The 19,195-nt window shown below is 46.7% G+C and carries 16 protein-coding genes and 6 tRNA genes; 15 read left to right on the top strand and 7 right to left on the bottom strand.

Annotated features, from left to right (window positions below; all coding sequences use genetic code 11):
- Window positions 1-30: 30 nt before the first annotated feature.
- Both E4V70_RS05425 and E4V70_RS05420 read left to right on the top strand, forming a co-directional pair.
- Window positions 31-2,295, top strand: a complete 2,265-nt coding sequence (locus E4V70_RS05425) for a dynamin family protein (RefSeq protein WP_122863366.1) — start codon at window positions 31-33, stop codon at window positions 2,293-2,295.
- Complete coding sequence (locus tag E4V70_RS05420) at window positions 2,288-4,135, top strand: dynamin family protein (RefSeq protein ID WP_122863367.1); 1,848 nt, start codon at window positions 2,288-2,290, stop codon at window positions 4,133-4,135. Before E4V70_RS05425 ends, E4V70_RS05420 begins: the two co-directional genes overlap by 8 nt.
- 10 nt (window positions 4,136-4,145) lie before the next feature.
- Here the strand turns inward: E4V70_RS05420 and E4V70_RS05415 are convergent, their stop codons facing one another.
- The 6 genes from E4V70_RS05415 to E4V70_RS05390 all read right to left on the bottom strand — a co-directional run bounded on the left by E4V70_RS05415 (window position 4,146) and on the right by E4V70_RS05390 (window position 10,363).
- Window positions 4,146-4,406: a hypothetical protein gene (locus E4V70_RS05415; RefSeq protein ID WP_232037829.1), complete on the bottom strand. Its 261-nt coding sequence runs from the start codon at window positions 4,404-4,406 to the stop codon at window positions 4,146-4,148.
- A gap of 112 nt (window positions 4,407-4,518) precedes the next feature.
- Window positions 4,519-6,246 (bottom strand): ATP-binding protein, encoded by a 1,728-nt coding sequence (locus E4V70_RS05410; protein ID WP_122863368.1) that lies wholly within the window; start codon window positions 6,244-6,246, stop codon window positions 4,519-4,521.
- On the bottom strand, window positions 6,246-7,790 hold the full coding sequence (locus tag E4V70_RS05405; RefSeq protein WP_122863369.1) for a fatty acid--CoA ligase: 1,545 nt from the start codon (window positions 7,788-7,790) through the stop codon (window positions 6,246-6,248). Before E4V70_RS05405 ends, E4V70_RS05410 begins: the two co-directional genes overlap by 1 nt.
- 9 nt (window positions 7,791-7,799) lie before the next feature.
- Window positions 7,800-9,047 carry an OmpP1/FadL family transporter gene (locus E4V70_RS05400; RefSeq protein WP_122863370.1) on the bottom strand — a complete coding sequence of 416 codons (1,248 nt, stop codon included), beginning with the start codon at window positions 9,045-9,047 and terminating at the stop codon, window positions 7,800-7,802.
- Window positions 9,048-9,887, bottom strand: a complete 840-nt coding sequence (nfo, locus tag E4V70_RS05395) for a deoxyribonuclease IV (RefSeq protein ID WP_122863371.1) — start codon at window positions 9,885-9,887, stop codon at window positions 9,048-9,050.
- Window positions 9,884-10,363 carry a hypothetical protein gene (locus E4V70_RS05390; RefSeq protein WP_122863372.1) on the bottom strand — a complete coding sequence of 160 codons (480 nt, stop codon included), beginning with the start codon at window positions 10,361-10,363 and terminating at the stop codon, window positions 9,884-9,886. Before E4V70_RS05390 ends, nfo begins: the two co-directional genes overlap by 4 nt.
- 69 nt (window positions 10,364-10,432) lie before the next feature.
- Here E4V70_RS05390 and E4V70_RS05385 point away from each other — a divergent pair.
- The 10 genes from E4V70_RS05385 (at window position 10,433) to E4V70_RS05340 (ending at window position 15,839) form a co-directional block, all read left to right on the top strand.
- Window positions 10,433-10,507, top strand: a tRNA-Glu gene (locus tag E4V70_RS05385).
- 329 nt (window positions 10,508-10,836) lie between these two features.
- Window positions 10,837-11,574, top strand: coding sequence for a TerC family protein (locus E4V70_RS05380; RefSeq protein ID WP_009495442.1), 738 nt, complete (start codon window positions 10,837-10,839; stop codon window positions 11,572-11,574).
- Between the two features lie 124 nt (window positions 11,575-11,698).
- Window positions 11,699-12,367 carry a DNA alkylation repair protein gene (locus tag E4V70_RS05375; protein WP_122863374.1) on the top strand — a complete coding sequence of 223 codons (669 nt, stop codon included), beginning with the start codon at window positions 11,699-11,701 and terminating at the stop codon, window positions 12,365-12,367.
- The gene (locus tag E4V70_RS05370) at window positions 12,364-13,689 is read left to right on the top strand and encodes an MATE family efflux transporter (protein WP_122863375.1); all 1,326 of its coding nucleotides are present in this window, start codon (window positions 12,364-12,366) and stop codon (window positions 13,687-13,689) included. The genes E4V70_RS05375 and E4V70_RS05370 overlap by 4 nt, the downstream gene beginning before the upstream one ends.
- 108 nt (window positions 13,690-13,797) lie before the next feature.
- A tRNA-Pro gene (locus E4V70_RS05365) sits at window positions 13,798-13,875 on the top strand.
- An 11-nt stretch (window positions 13,876-13,886) separates the two neighbouring features.
- Window positions 13,887-13,963: transfer RNA gene (locus E4V70_RS05360), tRNA-His, on the top strand.
- A gap of 5 nt (window positions 13,964-13,968) precedes the next feature.
- Window positions 13,969-14,045 (top strand) — tRNA-Arg (locus E4V70_RS05355).
- A gap of 12 nt (window positions 14,046-14,057) precedes the next feature.
- Window positions 14,058-14,134: transfer RNA gene (locus E4V70_RS05350), tRNA-Arg, on the top strand.
- Between the two features lie 15 nt (window positions 14,135-14,149).
- Window positions 14,150-14,234 (top strand) — tRNA-Leu (locus E4V70_RS05345).
- Window positions 14,235-15,245: 1,011 nt separating this feature from the next.
- Window positions 15,246-15,839, top strand: coding sequence for an effector protein (locus tag E4V70_RS05340; RefSeq protein WP_122863376.1), 594 nt, complete (start codon window positions 15,246-15,248; stop codon window positions 15,837-15,839).
- Between the two features lie 75 nt (window positions 15,840-15,914).
- Here E4V70_RS05340 and E4V70_RS05335 read toward each other — a convergent pair whose 3' ends face one another.
- Window positions 15,915-17,066 (bottom strand): hypothetical protein, encoded by a 1,152-nt coding sequence (locus tag E4V70_RS05335; protein ID WP_122863377.1) that lies wholly within the window; start codon window positions 17,064-17,066, stop codon window positions 15,915-15,917.
- A gap of 316 nt (window positions 17,067-17,382) precedes the next feature.
- On the opposite strand from E4V70_RS05335, the gene E4V70_RS10730 reads away from it, so the two are divergent.
- From E4V70_RS10730 to E4V70_RS05325, 3 genes are read left to right on the top strand one after another with little or no spacing between them, the layout of a single operon-like run.
- A complete protein-coding gene (locus E4V70_RS10730) occupies window positions 17,383-17,550 on the top strand; it encodes a hypothetical protein (protein ID WP_163026477.1) in 168 nt (55 codons plus the stop codon).
- A 9-nt stretch (window positions 17,551-17,559) separates the two neighbouring features.
- Window positions 17,560-18,282, top strand: a complete 723-nt coding sequence (locus tag E4V70_RS05330; RefSeq protein WP_122863378.1) for a disulfide bond formation protein B — start codon at window positions 17,560-17,562, stop codon at window positions 18,280-18,282.
- Between the two features lie 12 nt (window positions 18,283-18,294).
- Window positions 18,295-19,191, top strand: a complete 897-nt coding sequence (locus E4V70_RS05325) for a hypothetical protein (protein WP_122863379.1) — start codon at window positions 18,295-18,297, stop codon at window positions 19,189-19,191.
- Window positions 19,192-19,195: the final 4 nt, after the last annotated feature.

Genomic DNA, 19,195 nt, shown 5'->3' with positions numbered 1-19,195 from the left:
GCGGACGCAAATTTTATCAAAGGCGAAGCGGTGGATACGGATAAATTTTTAAGCGAAATTTGGGGCGCTCTTAAGCTATTTTTAGACCCTAAAACGCAAATTCTCGCAGACGAGCGAAGCCTCGCCGTTTTACTCGCGGCGGATGCGGAGAATTTCGATAGATTTATGGCGCTAAAGGAGTTTAGGGATATCCTTCACGCGCTTGGGCTAAAAGCCGACATATACAGCCTCCAGTGCGCTCAGCTAGGCACGATAAACGCTCTAAAATCCGCAAAAATCTCAAAATCAAAGCTTCTGGCCGCCCTAGAAATCCTGCAAACCGAAAACATAATCTCCGCTGAGCATTTTAAGAGGCTCTCGGATTTTTTACGCTCTCTTGGCGCGGATTTGCCGACACAAAACGAGCAAGAGGGTTCAAATTTTAAAAAATCGGACGTCTTTCACCAAAAAATAGACGCGCTAAACGATATCTGCGAGCGAATTTTGTCGCTAAACCCGGGCGAGAACGTCGCAAAAGCGGCGACAAAAGCGCGCCAAAAAGCGCGCGAGCTAGAGTTTAACGTCGCGGTTACGGGCGTCATAAACGCGGGCAAATCAACCCTGCTAAACGCGCTGCTGGGCAAAAAAATCCTAGGCGCTTCAAACGTGCCCGAGACTGTAAATTTGACCGTGCTAAAGTATGCGCCCGAGCCTTTTGCAAGGGTAAATTTTTGGAGCGAGGCTGAGCTAAAAGAGCTTGGAATAGCCCAAGATAAAGATGACGATATCGGCGAAATTTACGGCGGCGCGGGTGTCAAATTTGAGAGCGAAACGGCGCAAAATTTAAACGTCAAATTTGACGCGGACGGCGATACTTCGCAAGCTAAATTTGAGAGCCCTAACGCGAGCGAGATTTGCTCCGAACCGCCTGCTAGCAAGACCGTCAAAACGGACGAGATCAAGCGCTACACCTCGGCGGACTCCAAATACGCCAAATTCGTAAAAAGCGTCGAGCTTTACGAAAATTTGGAGCTTTTAAAGGATAACGTGCGCATCATCGACACGCCCGGCATCGACGACGCGGTGGCTGCGCGCGAGGAGCTGGTACGGCGATTTATGCGGGAGTGCGACCTGATGGTGCACCTGATGAACGTCTCGCAAAGCGCCACGCAAAAGGATCTGGACTTCATTGTTTCAAGCCTGCAAAACTCTCATGCCGTGAGGCTCGCCGTGCTGCTCACGCACGCGGACGTGCTAAAGCAGGGCGAGCTAAACGAAGTCGCCGCCTACGCCAAAAAGAGCGTCGAGGAGCGCACGCGCAGCCTTGGCGTCGGGGCTGAGTTTTTCGCCGTGAGCGCTAAAAGCTACTTTGAGGGCGGGCAAAACAGCGGCGTCGAGGAGTTTAAGGAGTATCTTTACGAGACGCTTTTTGGGCAAAATAGCCAAAAATCTCGCCTTGGCATCGAGGCATATAAAAAGGAGCTCGGCCACGTCTGCGCGCAGTTTGCGGCGGATACGCAAAGCGAGATTTTAAAACTAACGGGTTCAAATTTGAGCTTGTCGCAAAAGCTTTCTGAACTAAACGAGCAAAAAACCGCGCTGGCTAGCCGTCTAGAGGAAGTGAGGGTCGCGGTAAAAGAGGAGCTGGAGCGCCTAGATACGGCCAAAACCGCAGCTAGCTACGAGCTTGGGCTAAAATCCCTTGCGCAAACGCTAAAGCAGCGCGTCGCGGATGACGTAAACTACGCGGCCTCTAAAAAACAAAAGATCGATCCGCAGCGCCTCTCGCGCATCGCGCAAACTACGATCAAAGACGGCGTCATCGTCCTAATGCGTCAAAACCGCAACGAAATCGTACGGCAAATCGCCGCGTGCGCGCAAAATATCGCGCTAAAATTCGGCGAATTTGAGAGCAAAACGGCGGCCGCCGAGGTCTTTAGCATAAATGACTATCTAAACTCAAAAGGGATAAGCTTAGAGTGCGCCCAGGTCGCGGACGCTGTGGCTAGCGCGGCAAACTCGGGCGCGCAAGGCATACCCGAAGCCGCCAAAGTAGCCGCGGAGGAGTTTTTGGGTGCCCAGCGGATCAAAAATTTCGTTTTCGAGCTTAGCGAATTTGAAAAAAGCGAGTTTAAAAAGCGTATCGAAGCCGCGCTAAAAGAGCAAGAAAAGGCGCTCGCAATCAGCGAAGAGGCACTAAAAAACGAGCTTGCCCAGCTAGCGAAAACTAGCGGGCGGGACTCGCGCGAGCTAGAGCGACTAAACTCGCAAAGCGAGGCGATAAATGCTATAAATTTGGAGCTGCAAAGTGTTTGAGGAGTTTATAAACGCGTATAAAACGCGGTATTTTAAGATATTTTCGGACGATTTTCACGGGCGATTTAAGCGGCTGCAAAACGAGCTAACCGAGCCCAAATTTCACCCTAGCGCCGAACTAAAACAGGAGCTAAATAAACTCGATCTGTTTTTATCCAGCCCGCTTACGGTCGCTATAGTCGGGCAGTTTTCTAGCGGCAAATCGACGTTTTTAAACGCGCTTTTGGGTAGCGAGATTTTACCCGCGGGTCTAACTCCCGTGACCTCAAAGCCGACCTTTATCAGATACGGCGCCGCGCCCGGACTTAGCGTGCTTTACGAAAACGGCAGAGAACTGTATCTGGGCGTCGAGGAGATCGGTCGCTTCGTCGATCAGCGCGTGTTTGGCGATGAGGTGAGCAGACTTTGCGTTTATGCGCCCTCTGAAATTTTAAAGCTAGTAAATTTCGTCGATACGCCGGGGCTAAACTCGCTTTCAAAGGCCGATACCGCCGTCACGCACGAGGTGCTAAAAGACGTCGCGGGCGTCATCTGGCTAAGCCTCGCCGACAATGCCGCGCGCGCTAGCGAAGCCGCGCAGATCGAGGAGTTTTTGGCTGGCGGGGGCAAAACGGCGATCTGCTTGCTAAATCAAAAAGATAAGCTAAGCCAGGACGAGCTTGAGCGGCTCAAAACTCACGCGCAGGCCACATACGGGCGGTTTTTTGAGCGCATTATCGCAGTTTCTGCCAAGCAGGCCGTAAAAGCGCAAGCTGCGGGCGATGCGGCGCTTTTAGCAGAGTCGAATTTTGGCGCGGCGATAAGCGCTATCCGCGAGCTTTTTGGCGGCGAAGAGATAAAAGAAAAATTCGTGCGCGAAAAGTGCGCTAGGCTAGTTGCCGTAAACGCTGCTCAGCACGAGCGAATCGCTAAAATTTACGAAAAAGCGGGCGATATAATCTCCAAATTTGATGCCGAGCTAGAGTCAAATTTAAAAGCAGTGCAAGAAAATTTTAAACCGAAAATCGAGCTAGCCTTTAACGAGCTAAAGCACGTCGCAAAGCTCGTTGCAGACGAAATCCTAGCTAGCCTAAAAAGCGAGAAAAAGTATAAATACGCGCCGCGAAAAACGCTACTAAAGGGCGAGTATTTTGAAGCTAGCACGTATGAGGCGGTGGATTTTGACAGCGACGAGGCGTTTTCAAAACTCATCTACAACGACGTGAAATTCGCCAAATTTTTTAGAACGTACAAGCGGGGCTTAAGCGCGCTGCAAGAGGAGATCGGCACGGCGCTGGATGAAATTTACGCTCGGCTGGAGCGCGAATTTATGATTTATAAATCCGAATTTGAAAACGCGCAAAAAGAGGACGAAACGCACTCCGATATCCTGTTTGCCGACGTTAGGACGTATGCGGGGCAGGTGTATAGGACGTTTTTGCGAGACTATGAGACGGCGAAATTTAAAGGACTGCAAAAGACGGCGCTGTTTTTTGAAAAGCTAAACCTCAAAGTCGCCGCAAACTACGAAAATGCCGTCAAAATCGCCGTGTATTTTCTAAAAGAAAAGATCGCGGGCTCGATGCGTGCGCACGAGCAAAACGGCTTTGCGCTCTTTATCCCGAGCTTTGACGAGGTGCAAGACCGTGTTTTGCTGTCGCTAAATTTATACGAATTTGAAAATGAGATGCTGGGAAACGCGTCATTTTTAAATAAAATTTTATCGGCGTTAAAGAGCGAATTTGCGCAGATAAAGGATGAAAAACTAGCTAAGATCGCGGCCCTATCAGCAGGGCACGAGAGGCTAAGGGATGAAATTTTAAAAGCGGGCGAAGGGTTTGGCGGTAAAATCCTGCTTTGAGCGCGGCGATCTAGGCGATATTTGACAGCCAAGTTAAAATTTGCTCCCAAACGGGCTTTTTGTCCTCGTCCTTGAAGCCTAAAAGTAGCTTGATGAATTTAAAAACGAAAACAACGAGCAGGAAAATATACGTGACGAAAATGCCGACTAAAATTTCGTCGAAATACTCTTTTAATATAAAGTAGATGAGCGCGCATAGCGGAGCGCAAAGGGCTGCGATAAATTTAAATCGCTTGCCAAATTTGCGCCAATTTAACGCTTCAATTTGCAAGAGCGCGCGATAAAGCTTTGCAAGCGGCTTAAATGTGGTAAAAGCGTCTTAGCCAAACAGCGAGCTAAATTTAGCCGATTTAACCCCGCCGCACTCTCAAATTTAGCCGAATTTATCCGTCAAACCCGACTTTCTTATCCTCGCCGAAATTTGAGCTCATCTCGCGTTTGATCTCGCTTTCAAAGTCGCCCATCGTAAATATCCCGTCCTCGCGCACGGCGACTTTTAGAGCGGTGTTTTTGAGCGCGAGCATGATTTGCGCGCCGCTTAGCTCAAATTTAGCCAGCTCTTTGACGTCGAAATTTTCCTCAAAGCTCGCATTTTCCGGTAGCACTTTGCGCCAGATCGCAAGGCGAGCGGCGAGGTCGGGCTTTTTAAACTCGATCTTATAATCAAACCTGCGAGAAAACGCGATATCCAGGCTTTGCAAGAAGTTCGTCGTGGCGATGAGTACGCCCTCGAAGCGCTCGATTTGCTCCAAAAATATATTTTGCATTTGATTGTGCATCTTGTCCGCGCCGCTACCGCCCTCGACGCGCGTGCTTAGAAACTGATCGGCTTCGTTTAGCAGCAGCACGGGCTCGCTCTTGCTTTTGGCGCAGATTTCTTTGTACGTATCGAAAATTTTACGTACGTTTTGTTCGCTCTCGCCGACGTATTTGCTCAAAATTTTAGAGCAGTCAAAGCTAAGAACCTGCTTTTTTAGGCTCTTTGCGAGGCTTAGCGCGCTCATGGTTTTGCCCGTACCCGGCGGCCCGTAAAAGATGATTTTGGCGTCTACGTTCTTGCGCGACTTGATACCCCAGCTAGATAGGCGCGCCAGCACGCGGCGATCTACTTGTTTTAGGATCGCGTCCAGTAGCTCTTTTACCTTGACGTCCAGCACGACGTCGTTTATGTCGGTCGAGGGCTCAATGAGCTCAAAGATTTCCTGCTCTTTTACGAGAGTTTCTAGCGCTAGTTTTTTGCTTTTGCTCTCGGTTTTTGGGTGCATTACGCTTTGTAAAATTTCGTCGGTTATGTAAAACGTCCTGCTAAAGCCGCCGTAGGTATTTAGCGACTCGTCGTAGTCGATGAGGCCGTTTTCGATTAGTTTTGAGCCCTCATCCAGTAGGGCACGATTTTTTATGCGTTCGAATTCGTCCGCGCTTAAAATCCCCACAAGCGCGTTTAAATCGCGGTTTGCGTCCGTTTCGCCGACGTACTCTTCCTTTAAAAGCGCGAGGAAAATAAGCTGCTCTTTGTCGTTTAGCGCGTTATCTTTGAAAATTTGCTCGACGGAAATCGAAACTTTGCTTAAATTTAGCCGTTTTTCGATGATGGCTTCTAGCTCTTTTACGTCTTTTTCGAGGCGGCTTTTGGCGTCGCTTGATACGTTTTTGCTAAAAAACGAGAGCTTGCCGTAAAGCTCCACGCGCAAGAACTGATCTTTTAGGTAGTCGAGGTGATCGGCGTATGGCGCGACTGCGGGCAGCGTGAGCCCAAACTCGCCCTCTTCTAAAATTTTGAGAAAAAGCGGCGATAGCGAGATCTCGCTGTGAAGCAGCCCGAGCAAATTTGAGCCTGCGCTGTCTGCACTCTGGTTTTTAAAGATAGAAAAGCCCTGCACGATCCAGCCGCTTTCCAGTAGATTTTTTACATCCGCAAGTCCTGCTAGAAATTTATACTCTTCGCTGCCAAAAACAGCGCAAAGCACGTCGTAAACGCTACTTTGCGGAGTGCCTTCGACGTAGCCTTTGCTTAGATGGCGTAAAATTTTCGCCTCGTTTTCGCTGCATTTTATGAGCGAGGAAATTTTAGAATTTTGCTCTCCGCCGATAAACTCTATCAAAAACCGCACTAAATTTCACCCCTTATCTGATCTTTTAAAACGCGCTTTAGCACCTTGCCCGTCGCGTTTTTAGGCAGCTCATCTTTAAAATAAATCGTCTTTGGAATTTTAAAATTCGCCAAGTGTTTTTTGAGGTGCGCGCGGATATCTTTTTCGTCCAGACTCATGTTTTCTTTAAACTGGATAAACGCCGTGACCTCCTCGTCCGCATGCTCGTCTCTGACGCCGATAACCGCGGCTGCCTCGACCTCGGGCAGTTTAAACAGCACCTCCTCGATCTCGCGCGGGTAGATGTTGATGCCCTTTGAGATGATGAGGTCTTTTTTGCGGTCGACGATAAAGATATAGCCCTCTTCGTCGATCTTGACGAGGTCGCCCGTGCGTAGCCAGCCGTTTACGATCGTTTCGTCGGTGGCGTCGGGCATATTTAGGTAGCCTTGCATCACGCAGTCGCCTTTTACGATTAGCTCGCCCACCTCGCCTGCGGGTAGCTCCATCATCTCGTCGTTTATGCATTTTACTTCGTAGCCCGGTAGCGGCAAGCCGACGCTTGAGATTTTTTGTTTTTGCAGCGTGTTTGCCGAGACGATAGGCGAGCATTCGCTAAGGCCGTAGCCCTCTATCAGTACCGCGCGCGGAAATTTAACGCGAAAATCCGCGATAGTCTGCTCTGCCAAAGGCGCTCCGCCGCTGATGAAAATCCTAATGCAGTTAAACCAGCGAAAATACCACGGGATTTTGGCTTTGCCGATAGCCGTATAGATCGCGGGCACGCCTAAAAACACGGTCGCGCGCTTGAGTAGGACTTGTTTTAGGACGTTTGAAAACGGGAAAATGGACTTTACTAAAATAAGCGAACACGCCGAAAATATCGGCAGCAGCACCATCGCCGTGAGAGTAAAGCTGTGAAACATCGGCAAAAACACGGCAAATCTATCCTTCGTGCGTACGTGAAAGACCTCTTGCGCGCCCTGGACGTTTGAGATGAGGTTGCGGTAGCTGATCATCGCGCCCTTTGGCTTACCCGTGGTGCCTGAGGTGTAGATGATGTGGGCTAGATCGTCAAGCTTCGGTCGGTCGGTCAAATTTAGCTCTATACGGCAGTTTAGCGCGTGGGCGTAGGCAATATTGTTTCCGTCAAATTCGGCTCTATCGCCGATCCAGACGATCTTTTTGATCGCCGTTTTGCTCTCTAGTCCGCGTATCTCTTTGGCTAGCTCGGCCGAGGCAAAGAGAAATTTCGCCCCGCAGTCGTTTATGATGTATTCAAATTCTTCGTATTTTAAAAAGGTATTTATCGGCACGGCCACGGCGCCTAGCAGCGTGACGGCAAAGTAGCTAGCTATAAACTCCGGCGAGTTATTTACGATCATCGCGACGCGGTCGCCCTTTTTCACTCCCATGCCTTGTAAAAACGCGGCCAGCGTAAATGCGTCCGCGCGTAGCTGCTTGTAGCTCATCTTGCCCGTTTCGGTGTAGATCGCGATACCGCCGCCGTTTTTGTCTACCGCGGCGTTTAGCATATCCTCGAAATTTTCGTAAGGGTAGTTCATGGCCGCACCTTAAAATTTATATTTCACGTTCAAATTTATCGCCTGAGCGTTGCCGCGCTCAAATTTGCCGTTTGGATAAAGCCCCGACGCATTTGAGTAGTAGTTTACGTCGCGCGCCTTTCTGTCTTGGTAGAAGTAGCTAGCTCCCAGCTCCAAAGCGTCCGTAAATTTGTAGTTAAAGCCAGCTGCGTAGATGACGGCTTTGGTATCTGGCAGGTCAAAGCCCGTGGTATCGGCTCTAGAGGCGGCCTCGTCAAACGTAACCGCGCCCATCAGGCGGAGTTTATCCGTCGCGTCGTGCGCTACGCCGATGCGGTAGGCGCTGCTGTCCTTCCAGTCGCGCTTTTTAGACGCGTCAAATGCCGCAAAAAACGGGTTGCGGTAGTGAGCGGCCGAGGCGCCCGGGTAGTTGAAGTCAAGCTCTTTCCACGCCGACCAATAGGTTCTCTCAAAGTCAAATAGTAGCGTGGTATTTGCGATTTTGTACGATAGGGCTAAATTTAAGCTCGCAGGTAGCGGTACGGATAGCTTTGCGCTGCCGCTATACGAGCCGCTTGGAAATGCCCCCCTCGGGTGCGCCGGCGCGCTGATGTCGGTGTCGCCTTTTAGATTCATATTTACTTTCGAGCGGTAGGTGGCCGCTAGGCTCAAATTTGAAGTCGGTTTATAGGTGATCGCCGCGTTATAGCCGAAATTTACGCGGTCGCCTTTGATATCCTGCGAGGCGGGTAGGGCGCCTGAGACCTCCTGCACGGCCTCTCCTCTAGCGTAAACGGCGCGCAGGCCAAAGCCCAACGCGATGTTATCGGTTAGCGCGTAGGCGACGCTAGGATTTACCTCGATCACTTTTAGGTCGAATTTTTTAGAGGTGGCTTTAGGCAGACCTTCTTCCCATCTCATCGACATTCCCGCAGGCACGACGACTGATAGACCAAAGCGCCAGTCGTCAAACTGCGGCGTCACGAAGTGAAACGTAGGCACGAGCGCGTTTGCTCTTTTGGAGGTGAGTTTGTCGCCGTTATAGTGTCTATACTTCGTCTTTGACATACGCAGGTAGGTTAGCGAGCTCTCTAGGTAGTGTCCGCCGTCTAAAAATATCATATTTGCCGGGTTGTTATAGGCTGCGTCGGGTCCGAAGCTCGTCGCGACGTTTGAGTTTAAAAGCGCGATGCTGTCGCCGCTTTGCTCGGGGATTTTAAAGCCCGCCGCATTTAGACAGCAGCAAGCTGCTAGGCAAACGCCGATATATTTTCTCATTTATTCTCCTTTAAAGTTTCTTAAAATTTTTATCTCGTCCGCCCAGATACTCTCGTCGATCGTCTCTAAAACTAGCGGGATATCGTCCGTGCGGGGGTCGTTTATGATATTTTCAAACGTTTTTAAGCCCAAAAAGCCCTTGCCCAGGCTCTCGTGGCGGTCCTTTTTGCTGGCCAGGTCAAATTTCGTATCGTTTAGATGCATGCCGCACAGCATATCGCGTCCGACTATCTCGTCAAATTCGCTCATCACGCGCCCGTAGTCTTCTCTGATGTCGTATCCAGCGGCAAACGTATGGCAGGTGTCTAGGCAAACGCCGATCCTGCTTTTATCGATGCAGTTTTTGATGATAAAGGCAAGGTGTTCGAATTTAAAGCCCAAATTTGAGCCCTGACCCGCGGTGTTTTCGATGACTAGCTTTACGTTTTGGCTATTTTCGAGTAGGAAATTTACTGAATTTGCGATATTTTGGAGGCAAATTTCGGGCGAAATTTCGTTTAGATACGAGCCTGGATGAAAATTTATCATCACTAGGCCTAGCGCTTCTACGCGGTAAATTTCGTCCAAAAAGGCGTTAATGGACTTTTGACGCTGCTTGGCGCTCGGATGGCCTAAATTTATAAGGTAGCCGTTGTGCGGCAAAACGTGCCTGGGCTCGATGCCGGCGGCTTTTAAATTTTGTTTAAATTTGGAGATATTTTCTGGGGTTAGCGGCTTGGCTTCCCATTGACGCTGATTTTTGACGAACATCGCAAAGGCGTTCGCACCGATATTTGCCGCATTTAGCGGAGCGTTTTCTACGCCGCCCGCGATGCTGACGTGCGCGCCGATAAATTTCATTGAAGCTCTTTTATGATGATTTTTATGCGGTTTTTAGCGTCGAAAAAGCTGATATTTTTCCCGCAAACTTCGTATTTTATTGAATATTTACTTATATCTTGTATAAAACCGCACGAATTTGTCATTACATTTATGCCGTCATATAGCGGCTTGCGCTCCAAAATTTCCGCGAAAAAGTCGTCGTATCTCTCCTCTAAAAAGAACTTTTTGTTAAATTCTTTTTTCTCAAAACACGCGCCGTTCATACAAATTTTGTCGTTTATTTTGAGGTTTACCGTATTTACGCCGGAGCTGTAAATTTGCAAATTTAGCTGATTTGCGTTTTTATGCAGAAAGCCGACGTCGTTTATTTTTAGCGGCGGAGTGAGGATGGTGACGGTAAATTTGTCTGATGATTTTTGGCTTTGTAGAGCGGCGCAACCGCCAAGCGCGAGGCACGCAAGCGCACTCAAAGCAAATTCGGTAAATTTTTTCATAATTTTTTATCCTTGGTTTAAGCTATTTTTTATTATCTTTAATGTAAAATCCCATTTCCGCTAATTTGTGGCCCCTTCGTCTAGCGGTTAGGACATCGCCCTTTCACGGCGGTAACACGAGTTCGAGTCTCGTAGGGGTCACCACTTCATTTTAAATTTCACAAAAGATTTTAATTTTATCCGCTTATCGCTTAAACGCCCTTTATCTAAGATAATTTTTCTTAAATTTGCTTTTCCTAAAAATTTATCCGCAGAGCTGTTTGCGCCGTATCTTGCAAAGTCAAATTTCATTGCGTCAAATTTTAATCTCCGCCAAATAAACAAAAACCAGCCAAATTTAATCGCCTCAAAACGCAAATATTCGTGCGTTAAAATCGTCAAATTTGATCCTCAAATGCCCGCGCCCGCTCGCTCAATCAAATTTAAACCCGTTTTGGCTATAATCGCGCCCTAATTTATAAAAAAGGAAAAAAATGTTCGATTGGATTTTTTCGCCCGAGGCGTGGCTGTCGCTCGTGACGCTAACAGGGCTTGAGATCGTGCTCGGTATCGACAACATCATATTTATCGCGATCCTAGTCGGCAAGCTCCCGCCCGAGCAGCGCGACAAAGGCCGCATTTTGGGGCTTTCGCTTGCGATGCTAACGAGGATTGCGCTTTTGCTTTCGCTATTTTGGATTATGAAGCTTACCAAGCCGCTATTTAGCGTGTTTGATTTTACGATCACGGGCCGCGATTTGGTGCTGATTTTAGGCGGACTTTTCCTCATCGGTAAGTCCACGCTAGAGATCCACTCAAGCGTCAGCGGCGAGCACGAGGAGCACTCGGCGAGCAAGGGTCATGCGAGTTTTTGGGTCGTTATCGCCGAGATCGCCGTGCTTGACATCGTCTTTTCGCTCGATAGCGTCATCACCGCAGTGGGTATGGCAAATCACATCGAGATCATGATCCTAGCCGTGATGCTTGCGGTGGGCGTGATGATGTTCGCGTCTAAGAGTATCTCAAATTTTGTCGACAACAACCCGACGATCAAAATTCTCGCGCTTGCGTTCTTGATCCTGATCGGCTTTACGCTAGTTGGCGAGGGGCTTGGTATGCACGTGCCTAAAGGCTACGTTTACTTTGCGATGGCGTTTTCTCTAGGCGTGGAGCTCATCAACATCTACGCTCGCAAAAAGTCGGCAAAGCGCGCGCAAGAGGCTCAAAAGTAAAATTTGAGCTTTTAAATTTGCTTTTAGGCGCGCAGGGCGACAAATTTGACGCTTCGGCTTTTTGAGGCGTCAAATTTAAACGGGGCGAATTTGAGCGGTAAATTTAAAAAGCAAAGGAGCTAGCGTGGACGTAAAAGGCGAGTTTTTAGAGATTTTAGAGGGGCTTAGGAGCGAAAAGCTGGCGGCATTTTCGCAAAAGCTCATCAAAAGCCCCGAAATTTTAGGCGTAAAAACTCCCGAGCTAAGACGCCTAGCAAAGCGAAATTTCGCTCGGCTAAATTTAAAGCAGATCGCCGAATACGAGCCCTTTTTTCATGAGGAGTTTATGTTAAAGGGCTTTTTGATAATGCTCGTTAAAGATGACGAAGCTAAATTTAAGCTAGCTAGCGAGTTTATCAAAACGATGCCAAACTGGGCCGTGACGGACGGCTTTGAGCCTAAATTTACCGAGGCGCGCTACGTAGATGCGCTGCTAAAGCAGGCTCTAGGCTCAAATTTAGAATACGAAAAGCGCTTTTTCTACGTTTATTTTATGCGCAATTTTAACGCGCTTTCGCTCGAGCGGTTTTTTGAAATTTGCGCCGAGGAAAAGGACGAGCGATACTATGTGCAAATGGCGGCTGCTTGGTGTTTAGCCGAGGTTTTTATCAAATTTGACGGCGCGGGGCGAGAGCTACTGGAGAGCGGGCGACTGAGCAAATTTACGCACAATAAAACGATCTCAAAGATCCGCGACAGCTACCGCGTGCCAAAAGAGGTAAAAGACGCGCTTTTGGAGCTCAAAATCAAGTGAATCTCACAAAAGAGCCTATAAACAAGCTCGTGCTGCGCCTAGCCGCGCCCGCGGGCGTCGCGATGAGTTTTAACACGCTTTATAACGTGACGGGCGTGTTTTTTGCCGCGCGCATCTCGACGCAGGCGCTGGCGGGCTTTTCGATGAGTTTTTTGCTCTATATCAGCGTCGTGGGCGTGGGGCTTGGCTTTGGCTCGGCGCTAACTGCGCTTGTAGGCAACGCGCTTGGCGGGGGCAAGGACCGGCTAGCTAAAATTTACGCCGCAAAAGGCGTGTTTTTCGTCTTTCTTTGCGCGCTTTTTATGGGGCTTTCGGGCTTTATTTTTACTCCGCATCTGCTTAAAATTTTAGGCGCGAACGAGGAGTTTTTGCGCGAGGCCATGGCGTATAACCGCGTGATATTCCTTGCTTCGCCGTTTTTCTTGCTCATAAAATCGCTAAACGGCGTGCTGGTGGCCGCGGGTGACACGAAGAGCCTGCGAAACTGGCTTTTTGCGGGACTTTTTATAAATTTGGGCTTTTGCTTTTTTTATGTGGATTTTTGCGGGCTGGGTATCGGCGGCATAGCGCTGGCGACGGCTTCGGTGCAGCTTCTTGGTTCGCTATTTTTAGGCGTCAAGGTCGCAAAAACGGGTATGATAAATTTTTTAAATTTACGCTCATTTGCGCCAGAACTCGCCATCTACCGCAAAATTTTAGCCCAAGCCTTGCCTGCGTGTCTAAACTACCTCTCGATGTCGCTTGGCGGGCTCGTGCTTATGCATTTTATCAGCCGCTACGGCACGCACGCGGTCGCAGGCTATGGTCTCGCGCTACGTATCGAGCAGATCGTCATGCTGCCCACGACTGGCATCGCATCGGCGGTGCTTGGTATCGTGTCGCAAAACTTCGGCGCTCGCGAATACGCCAGAGTGCGCGGCTGCTACGCTTATTCGGTCAAATTTTTAGCGGTTTATTGTATTTTTGCAGCGGCTTTTTGTCTCGGGCTCGGCGGGATTTTGGTCGGTTTTTTTGACGAGACGCCCGAGGTCGTAAACGCGGCAAAAAGCTATTTTGCCGTAAATTCGCTAGCGTTTATAGGCTACGCGCTCATAAATCTCTCCGGCTCGACGCTTCAAGGCGTAAAAAGGCCCGCGGTGGTTTTTGTTTTAAATTTTACCCGTCAGATAGTTTTGCAAATCGCGCTTTACTCGATTGTTGCGGATATTTTTGGCGGCGAGTTGCAAGATATTTTTAAGGCGATGTTTTTTAACGTTTGGCTGATCGGGCTAACTTTTTTCTTTTATACAAAATTTGTTCTTGCCCGAGTTTGCGCGGCTTGAAGCAAAAATTTTCGCAAATTTTCAAATTTAAGCTTATTTTTCTTGACATAGCGTATTTTTTTGGCTACAATGCGCCTTTTCAATAAGTAGGCTAAACTCGCAATGCCTCGGGGTGTAGCGCAGGCTGGTTAGCGCATCTGGTTTGGGACCAGAGGGCCGAAGGTTCGAATCCTTTCACCCCGACCATTTGTTAGATGGTGAGTGTAGCTCAGTCGGTTAGAGCATCAGATTGTGGTCCTGAGGGTCGTGGGTTCGATTCCCATCACTCACCCCACTTGGGCGCTCGTAGCTCAATTGGATAGAGCGACAGACTTCGGATCTGTAGGTTATGGGTTCGACTCCTATCGGGCGCGCCACTTTGTTTTTATGCGCTCATAGCTCAGCTGGATAGAGCAACGGCCTTCTAAGCCGTAGGCCTCAGGTTCGAATCCTGATGGGCGTACCACTTTATTATTGTTGTGCGGATGTGGTGAAATTGGCAGACACGCCAGACTTAGGATCTGGTGCCCCACGGCGTGAAGGTTCAAGTCCTTTCATCCGCACCATCCAAAACCCCCTAAAATACGACATCTCAAGGCTTAAGATTTCAGAAGGTAACCCGACGGGTAGCCCAAACTTCTGTTTTTTGTTTTTTTCTACATTATTTTTTTAATTTTGCCTTTTAAAAAATCAATACATTGTCCTAGTTCTTAAAATATTTACTTTTTTTGCAAAAGTATAAAAAGACAAAATATGTTTTCTAAAAATAGAGTATGTATTCTGAAAAAATTATCCTGGTCTTTAAAATATTATTTTTGCATAAAATATTGTTTAATAAAGTAAGTTTTGGCACTAGCGGTGCCAAAACTTACTTAGCACCATCGCCAAACGATAGTGCAGTAAGGTCTTAGCCAGACGGGCAAATAGCCTAGCGGCTATTATAAAAATCAGCTTAATTTTGATAAAATTAAACGGCTGATTTTTATTTAATCGGTGCCTCGATATCCTAAAGCAAAAACCACTAATTAGCTTTTTGTTTAGGTTATCGGGCTAATCCGCAAATTTCATTTTCAGTGAATTGTTTATGTTATTTAAAACCTTTGAATTTCAATGTATCGACAACAAATTTTGTAAAAATAATAGTTTCAAGCATACAAAATTTTATAGATGAACAGTAAGTATAAATAAAAGAATCTGCTGTCGGTGTTTGGTGCCAGATAGCCAAACAAGAAGTTGCCTTGAAATTTTAGAATGGAGTTTGTCTGCTTGCGGTCTGTTTCGTGGAATATAGCGTTTTTAATTCCACATTGATAACAATAAATCTGTCAATCATATTTTAGGCCTCACATTATATTTGCTTTTAAACAAATCCAAGATACGGAGAGTCACCAAGGTTTTTATCCGTTTTTGGGATACTGGATTATTTTTATGCAAAGCAGATGCTATATTCTCAACTAAATAAATAGAAAGATATAAAATTCCCGATTAAATTATTTTAGATTAATAAGAATAAGCTCCGTAAGATGATACAATACCGTCTCAATAGAATTTGAAACGGTATTATACGGGAGAAAGATATGAAATTTAAAGATTTTAAAAATGCCAACTGCGCTAAATACGACTTTTTTACCGCCGAGGAGCTAAGTTATAAGGAATTTATTAGGCTTAGTTTTGACGAATTTATCCGAAAAAATCCAAACTCAAACTGGGCGCTTAGCATCGACGACAAGAGTTTTGATTCATTTCCAAATTTCACCCAAAAACATCAAATTTGCCTATCCGATTTGGATTTTAAAGATAACGTTTTTCAGTTTAGAATTTGCTCCGAAAACAGCGTCCAAGGCCTAGGGCATCGTATTTTCGTAAATTTGGACGGTATGCACAAAGACTTCGTCGCAAGCGAGATAAAACATACGGACGAAGTGATGATGGCTCTAAAAACGGGCGTTTTAAAGGACTTCGCCTGCGTCTCGAAATGCGGCTGGTGGATAACCGATATCTGGCGCGACATGTATAAAATTTGCGATGAAAGCGATAGCGAGAATTTTATCACGGATATGCTTGCGAGCGAGTTTAGCGCGCAGATGCGGCTCATAAACGAAAGACTGCTGCTTGCGCAAAAAAGCGGCGAGCTTGACGCGCTGATTGCCGAGCTTAGGACGCAGGAATAAGGTTGGTCAAATTTGCCTCGCCGTTCGCGCAAGCGACGCGGCTAAATTTGAGCTAAATTTACGCCTAGTTTAAATTTAGCCTAGATTGCCGTTCGTCGCGCACGAGCTTATCGGATACGGCGTGAGTCCATAGTCTGCGGATTCGACATTCCAAAAGTCCAAATTTGCGCTGCGCGAGACGATATACTCAAAGCCCTTTTGATTCAGCTCGATCAAAATTTCAAATTCATTGCCGTTTTTGCAGACGATACTTTCGAAAAAGTGCGAAAAGCAGGCGATTTTCGCGTTTTCTTTCTGCATCGATTGATTTAGCATGAGCTCCATATTGCTTAGAATTTTAAATACCGCCTGGCTCGTCTCAAACCTGCCGAAGCGCGCGTAATACTTCGCTAAATTTTGCTCATTTAGCGTAACGGCTTTGGTGCAGTTTTGCGTTATATGCTCGTATATCACGCCGAAAAGCTCAATCGACGCGTTTTGATTATCTATCGCCTTGTTTTCGTGGTTTTCGATGACGACAAAGCCGTCTTTTATGCAAAATTTCTCGTTTTTATAGTAAAAGCTTACTCTCGCGATCTCTTGTTCGAAGCGCTTTTTATAAGTAAAGGGCAGATACGTCGTAACGCCCATTTTATCGATGATTGCAGAGCTTTTTACGCCGCCGTCCAGCTCGTGCTGCATAAAGTAACGGATGAAGCTACCCTGCTCGATATCAAAGCTATTTAAATACTCGATCTTATCCAGATACGCGCAGCGGTAGAGCCGCACAAACTCGGAATTTAGTGAGATATTTATCTCATCGGGGATATCGCCGTATTTTTCACTTTGCGGTGCGTCGATATGTTCTATTATATTCATCTGTTTTTCGACTTTGTCTTTTACGAAAATAGTTATTTTTACTTGCTGCATCTCATAAAAGCGCTTTATAGTCTCGGTCGCGCTTTTGGTGATGTCAGTTTTAAATTTTTTCGCGAGCTCCGATTTTTTAAGTGTCAGCGAAAAATCGCCGTTTTTTAGCTTGTTCTGCGAATACAGAAGATAAAGCAGCTCCTCATAAATCATCAAATGCGAGTAGGTCAAAAATGTATTATCTACAACTATGACATAGTAACAGCGCGTTATGGAGTATCTTTTATTGCTTTCTAAAAATTCTTCATAAATTTTTTGCTTGACAGAGTTTTTGCATATTTTAAAGACGTCATAAGATTCTAGAAATATATTTTCCATCTTTACCCCTTTATTTTTTGCTTGTTTAAATTTTACCCTAACTTTGTTTAAGCTAATTTAAAATTTATATTTAAGAATTCAGAAGTATTAGGAATAAATCAAATAGGATAAATAATATCTAATTTCTTGTTAATAACTTATATAAAATAAAAAAACATCTAAATATATATTTTTATATGGATAATATAGAAAAAAAAATAAAAAAATGAGCAAAAAAATATATATTTTAATTTTGATTTAATAAATAAAATTATAGAATTTATTTCAGATATAGCATGCTTAATATATCAAATTTATTAAGAAAGGACGGTTTGAAATGGAATTTCTTATTTTGACGCTATTTTTGATCAGCGGACTTATACTATATTTTAAGCCGCAGAGGAAAAATTTAGCTACGGGCTGCGCCGCGGCAGGCTGTGCGATACTAGTCGCACTGGAGTTTTACGTAAATTTATGGGTCGTCGTGCCGATAGGTAACTTTTAGGAGCGCAAGATGAAAGATATGCAAAATTTGGCGCAAAACCAAATCCCCGCCGCCGAGCGAGGATTTTTCAACCTTATGTCGCTAGCCATCATCGCTCTTGTAGCGCTTCCGGTGGGTATAGCCTGCTTGGTGCTTGGCTTTGGCATGGGAGATAGCCCCTGCGTGATGTGCTGGGCCGAGAGGATCACGATGATAGCCATTAGCCTCATCGCGCTTTTTATCGTTAGATACGGCCTAAGGCCGGGCTACGTCGCGGCGCTTTTACTGATGGCTTGCTGGGGGATTTTCAACGGCTTTATCCATTATAGCCTCGACGGGACATTCGGCGGCTACCTCGACATAAAGCAGGGTTTCGGACTTGAAATTTTAGGCGCGCACACGCAGCTTTGGGTCGTCGTCGTGGATTTTTGCGTAATCGCGTTTTTGGCGGTTATATTTTTATGTAGCAAAAATTTGGGCGAGATAATGAAAAAGAGCACGAGCGGCGAATACGGCGAGTTTTTGCGCTACTTGCCTCTGGGCAAGATTGCAAATTTAATCTTCATCGTCATCATCGCCGCAAACTGCGCGCAGTCTTTCATCGTCTCAGGTCCACCGCCATATCTGGGCTCTAGCACGCCGGCCAGACTAAGTCTTGACCCCGCCAAATGGTTTTGGGAAAAAGATCACTGGCAAAGCGCGCTTGATTTTAGATTCGATTGGAATCCGGAGCTTCCGGATCTGCCAAATTAAAGGAGCAAAAAGATGAAAAAGCTGATGATTTTTACGGCGCTAGCGGCTCTGGCGTTTGGGTTTGAGTTTAATCTCGATAGCAAAGCGGGCGCGCTTCTTGGCGTGAAGGAGCTGGGCGCTCCGAGTGCGGCCGTGAGTTTAAATTTGCAAAACGACGCGCCGATTACGGGAGCGGACTACGACGCAGATAAAAAGCAGTTTGCGCTGGTTTCGAAAAATAACGAATTTTACGTCGCTGACGAAAATTTAAAGCCGCTTAGATACGGCAAGCACGATCGCCACTTTATAATGGAGATGGAAGCGACCGTGGGCGCGGCGTGGTACAAAAATGAGCTCGGCATGATAAGTTTTAATAAAACCTTCGTCTTTTATGAGCATGCGGACGGACTTAGTGCAGAGGAGCAAAACAGCCAGTGGAGGCACTTGACCGAGGGCTGGGATAAATGGAAGCTAAACGATCTCGGCAACAAAGGGCGCTTCTCCACGCTTAGAGCAAAGCAGCAGTATATCCTCGGCTGGGATTACGACGCGGCTGCGAATAAATTTATCGTTGCGTCCGTGCCTAACGACGTGAGGGATTATTGGAGCGTGGCGGTGTTTGACGGCGACGATAAGATGATTTTGGAGGAATTTATTCCGCAAATCGGCTCAAATTTAAAGCTAAAAGAGAGCAGGAGCCTTGGCGAATACTACGTCACGGGCATCGACGCTCAGCCTGACGCAGTTTATCTTTTGAGTAAAAATTTCTCGACCATTTTAAAGTTAAATTTACAAACGCATGCAATTGAGGATGCGTATAGTTTTAGCGGAGCAGCAAATGCGAGAGCGCTTGCGGTGAAGGACGGCAAATTTTATGTTTTTTCGCGCGAAGGCAAAGAAAATAAAGTTTTCATATACGATATGAAATAAAGCC

Source organism: Campylobacter showae, from assembly GCF_900699785.1.
GTDB classification, from domain to species: Bacteria; Campylobacterota; Campylobacteria; order Campylobacterales; family Campylobacteraceae; genus Campylobacter_A; species Campylobacter_A showae_D.
This window is presented reverse-complemented; position numbering and strand designations above follow the sequence as displayed.

Coding starts and splice junctions, on each gene's coding strand:
- E4V70_RS05405 (WP_122863369.1), bottom strand. CDS start 7,790: ATGAACTACCCTTACGAAAATTTCGAGGATATGCTAAACGCCGCGGTA.
- E4V70_RS05400 (WP_122863370.1), bottom strand. CDS start 9,047: ATGAGAAAATATATCGGCGTTTGCCTAGCAGCTTGCTGCTGTCTAAAT.
- nfo (WP_122863371.1), bottom strand. CDS start 9,887: ATGAAATTTATCGGCGCGCACGTCAGCATCGCGGGCGGCGTAGAAAAC.
- E4V70_RS05390 (WP_122863372.1), bottom strand. CDS start 10,363: ATGAAAAAATTTACCGAATTTGCTTTGAGTGCGCTTGCGTGCCTCGCG.
- E4V70_RS05380 (WP_009495442.1), top strand. CDS start 10,837: ATGTTCGATTGGATTTTTTCGCCCGAGGCGTGGCTGTCGCTCGTGACG.
- E4V70_RS05340 (WP_122863376.1), top strand. CDS start 15,246: ATGAAATTTAAAGATTTTAAAAATGCCAACTGCGCTAAATACGACTTT.
- E4V70_RS05335 (WP_122863377.1), bottom strand. CDS start 17,066: ATGGAAAATATATTTCTAGAATCTTATGACGTCTTTAAAATATGCAAA.
- E4V70_RS10730 (WP_163026477.1), top strand. CDS start 17,383: ATGGAATTTCTTATTTTGACGCTATTTTTGATCAGCGGACTTATACTA.
- E4V70_RS05330 (WP_122863378.1), top strand. CDS start 17,560: ATGAAAGATATGCAAAATTTGGCGCAAAACCAAATCCCCGCCGCCGAG.
- E4V70_RS05325 (WP_122863379.1), top strand. CDS start 18,295: ATGAAAAAGCTGATGATTTTTACGGCGCTAGCGGCTCTGGCGTTTGGG.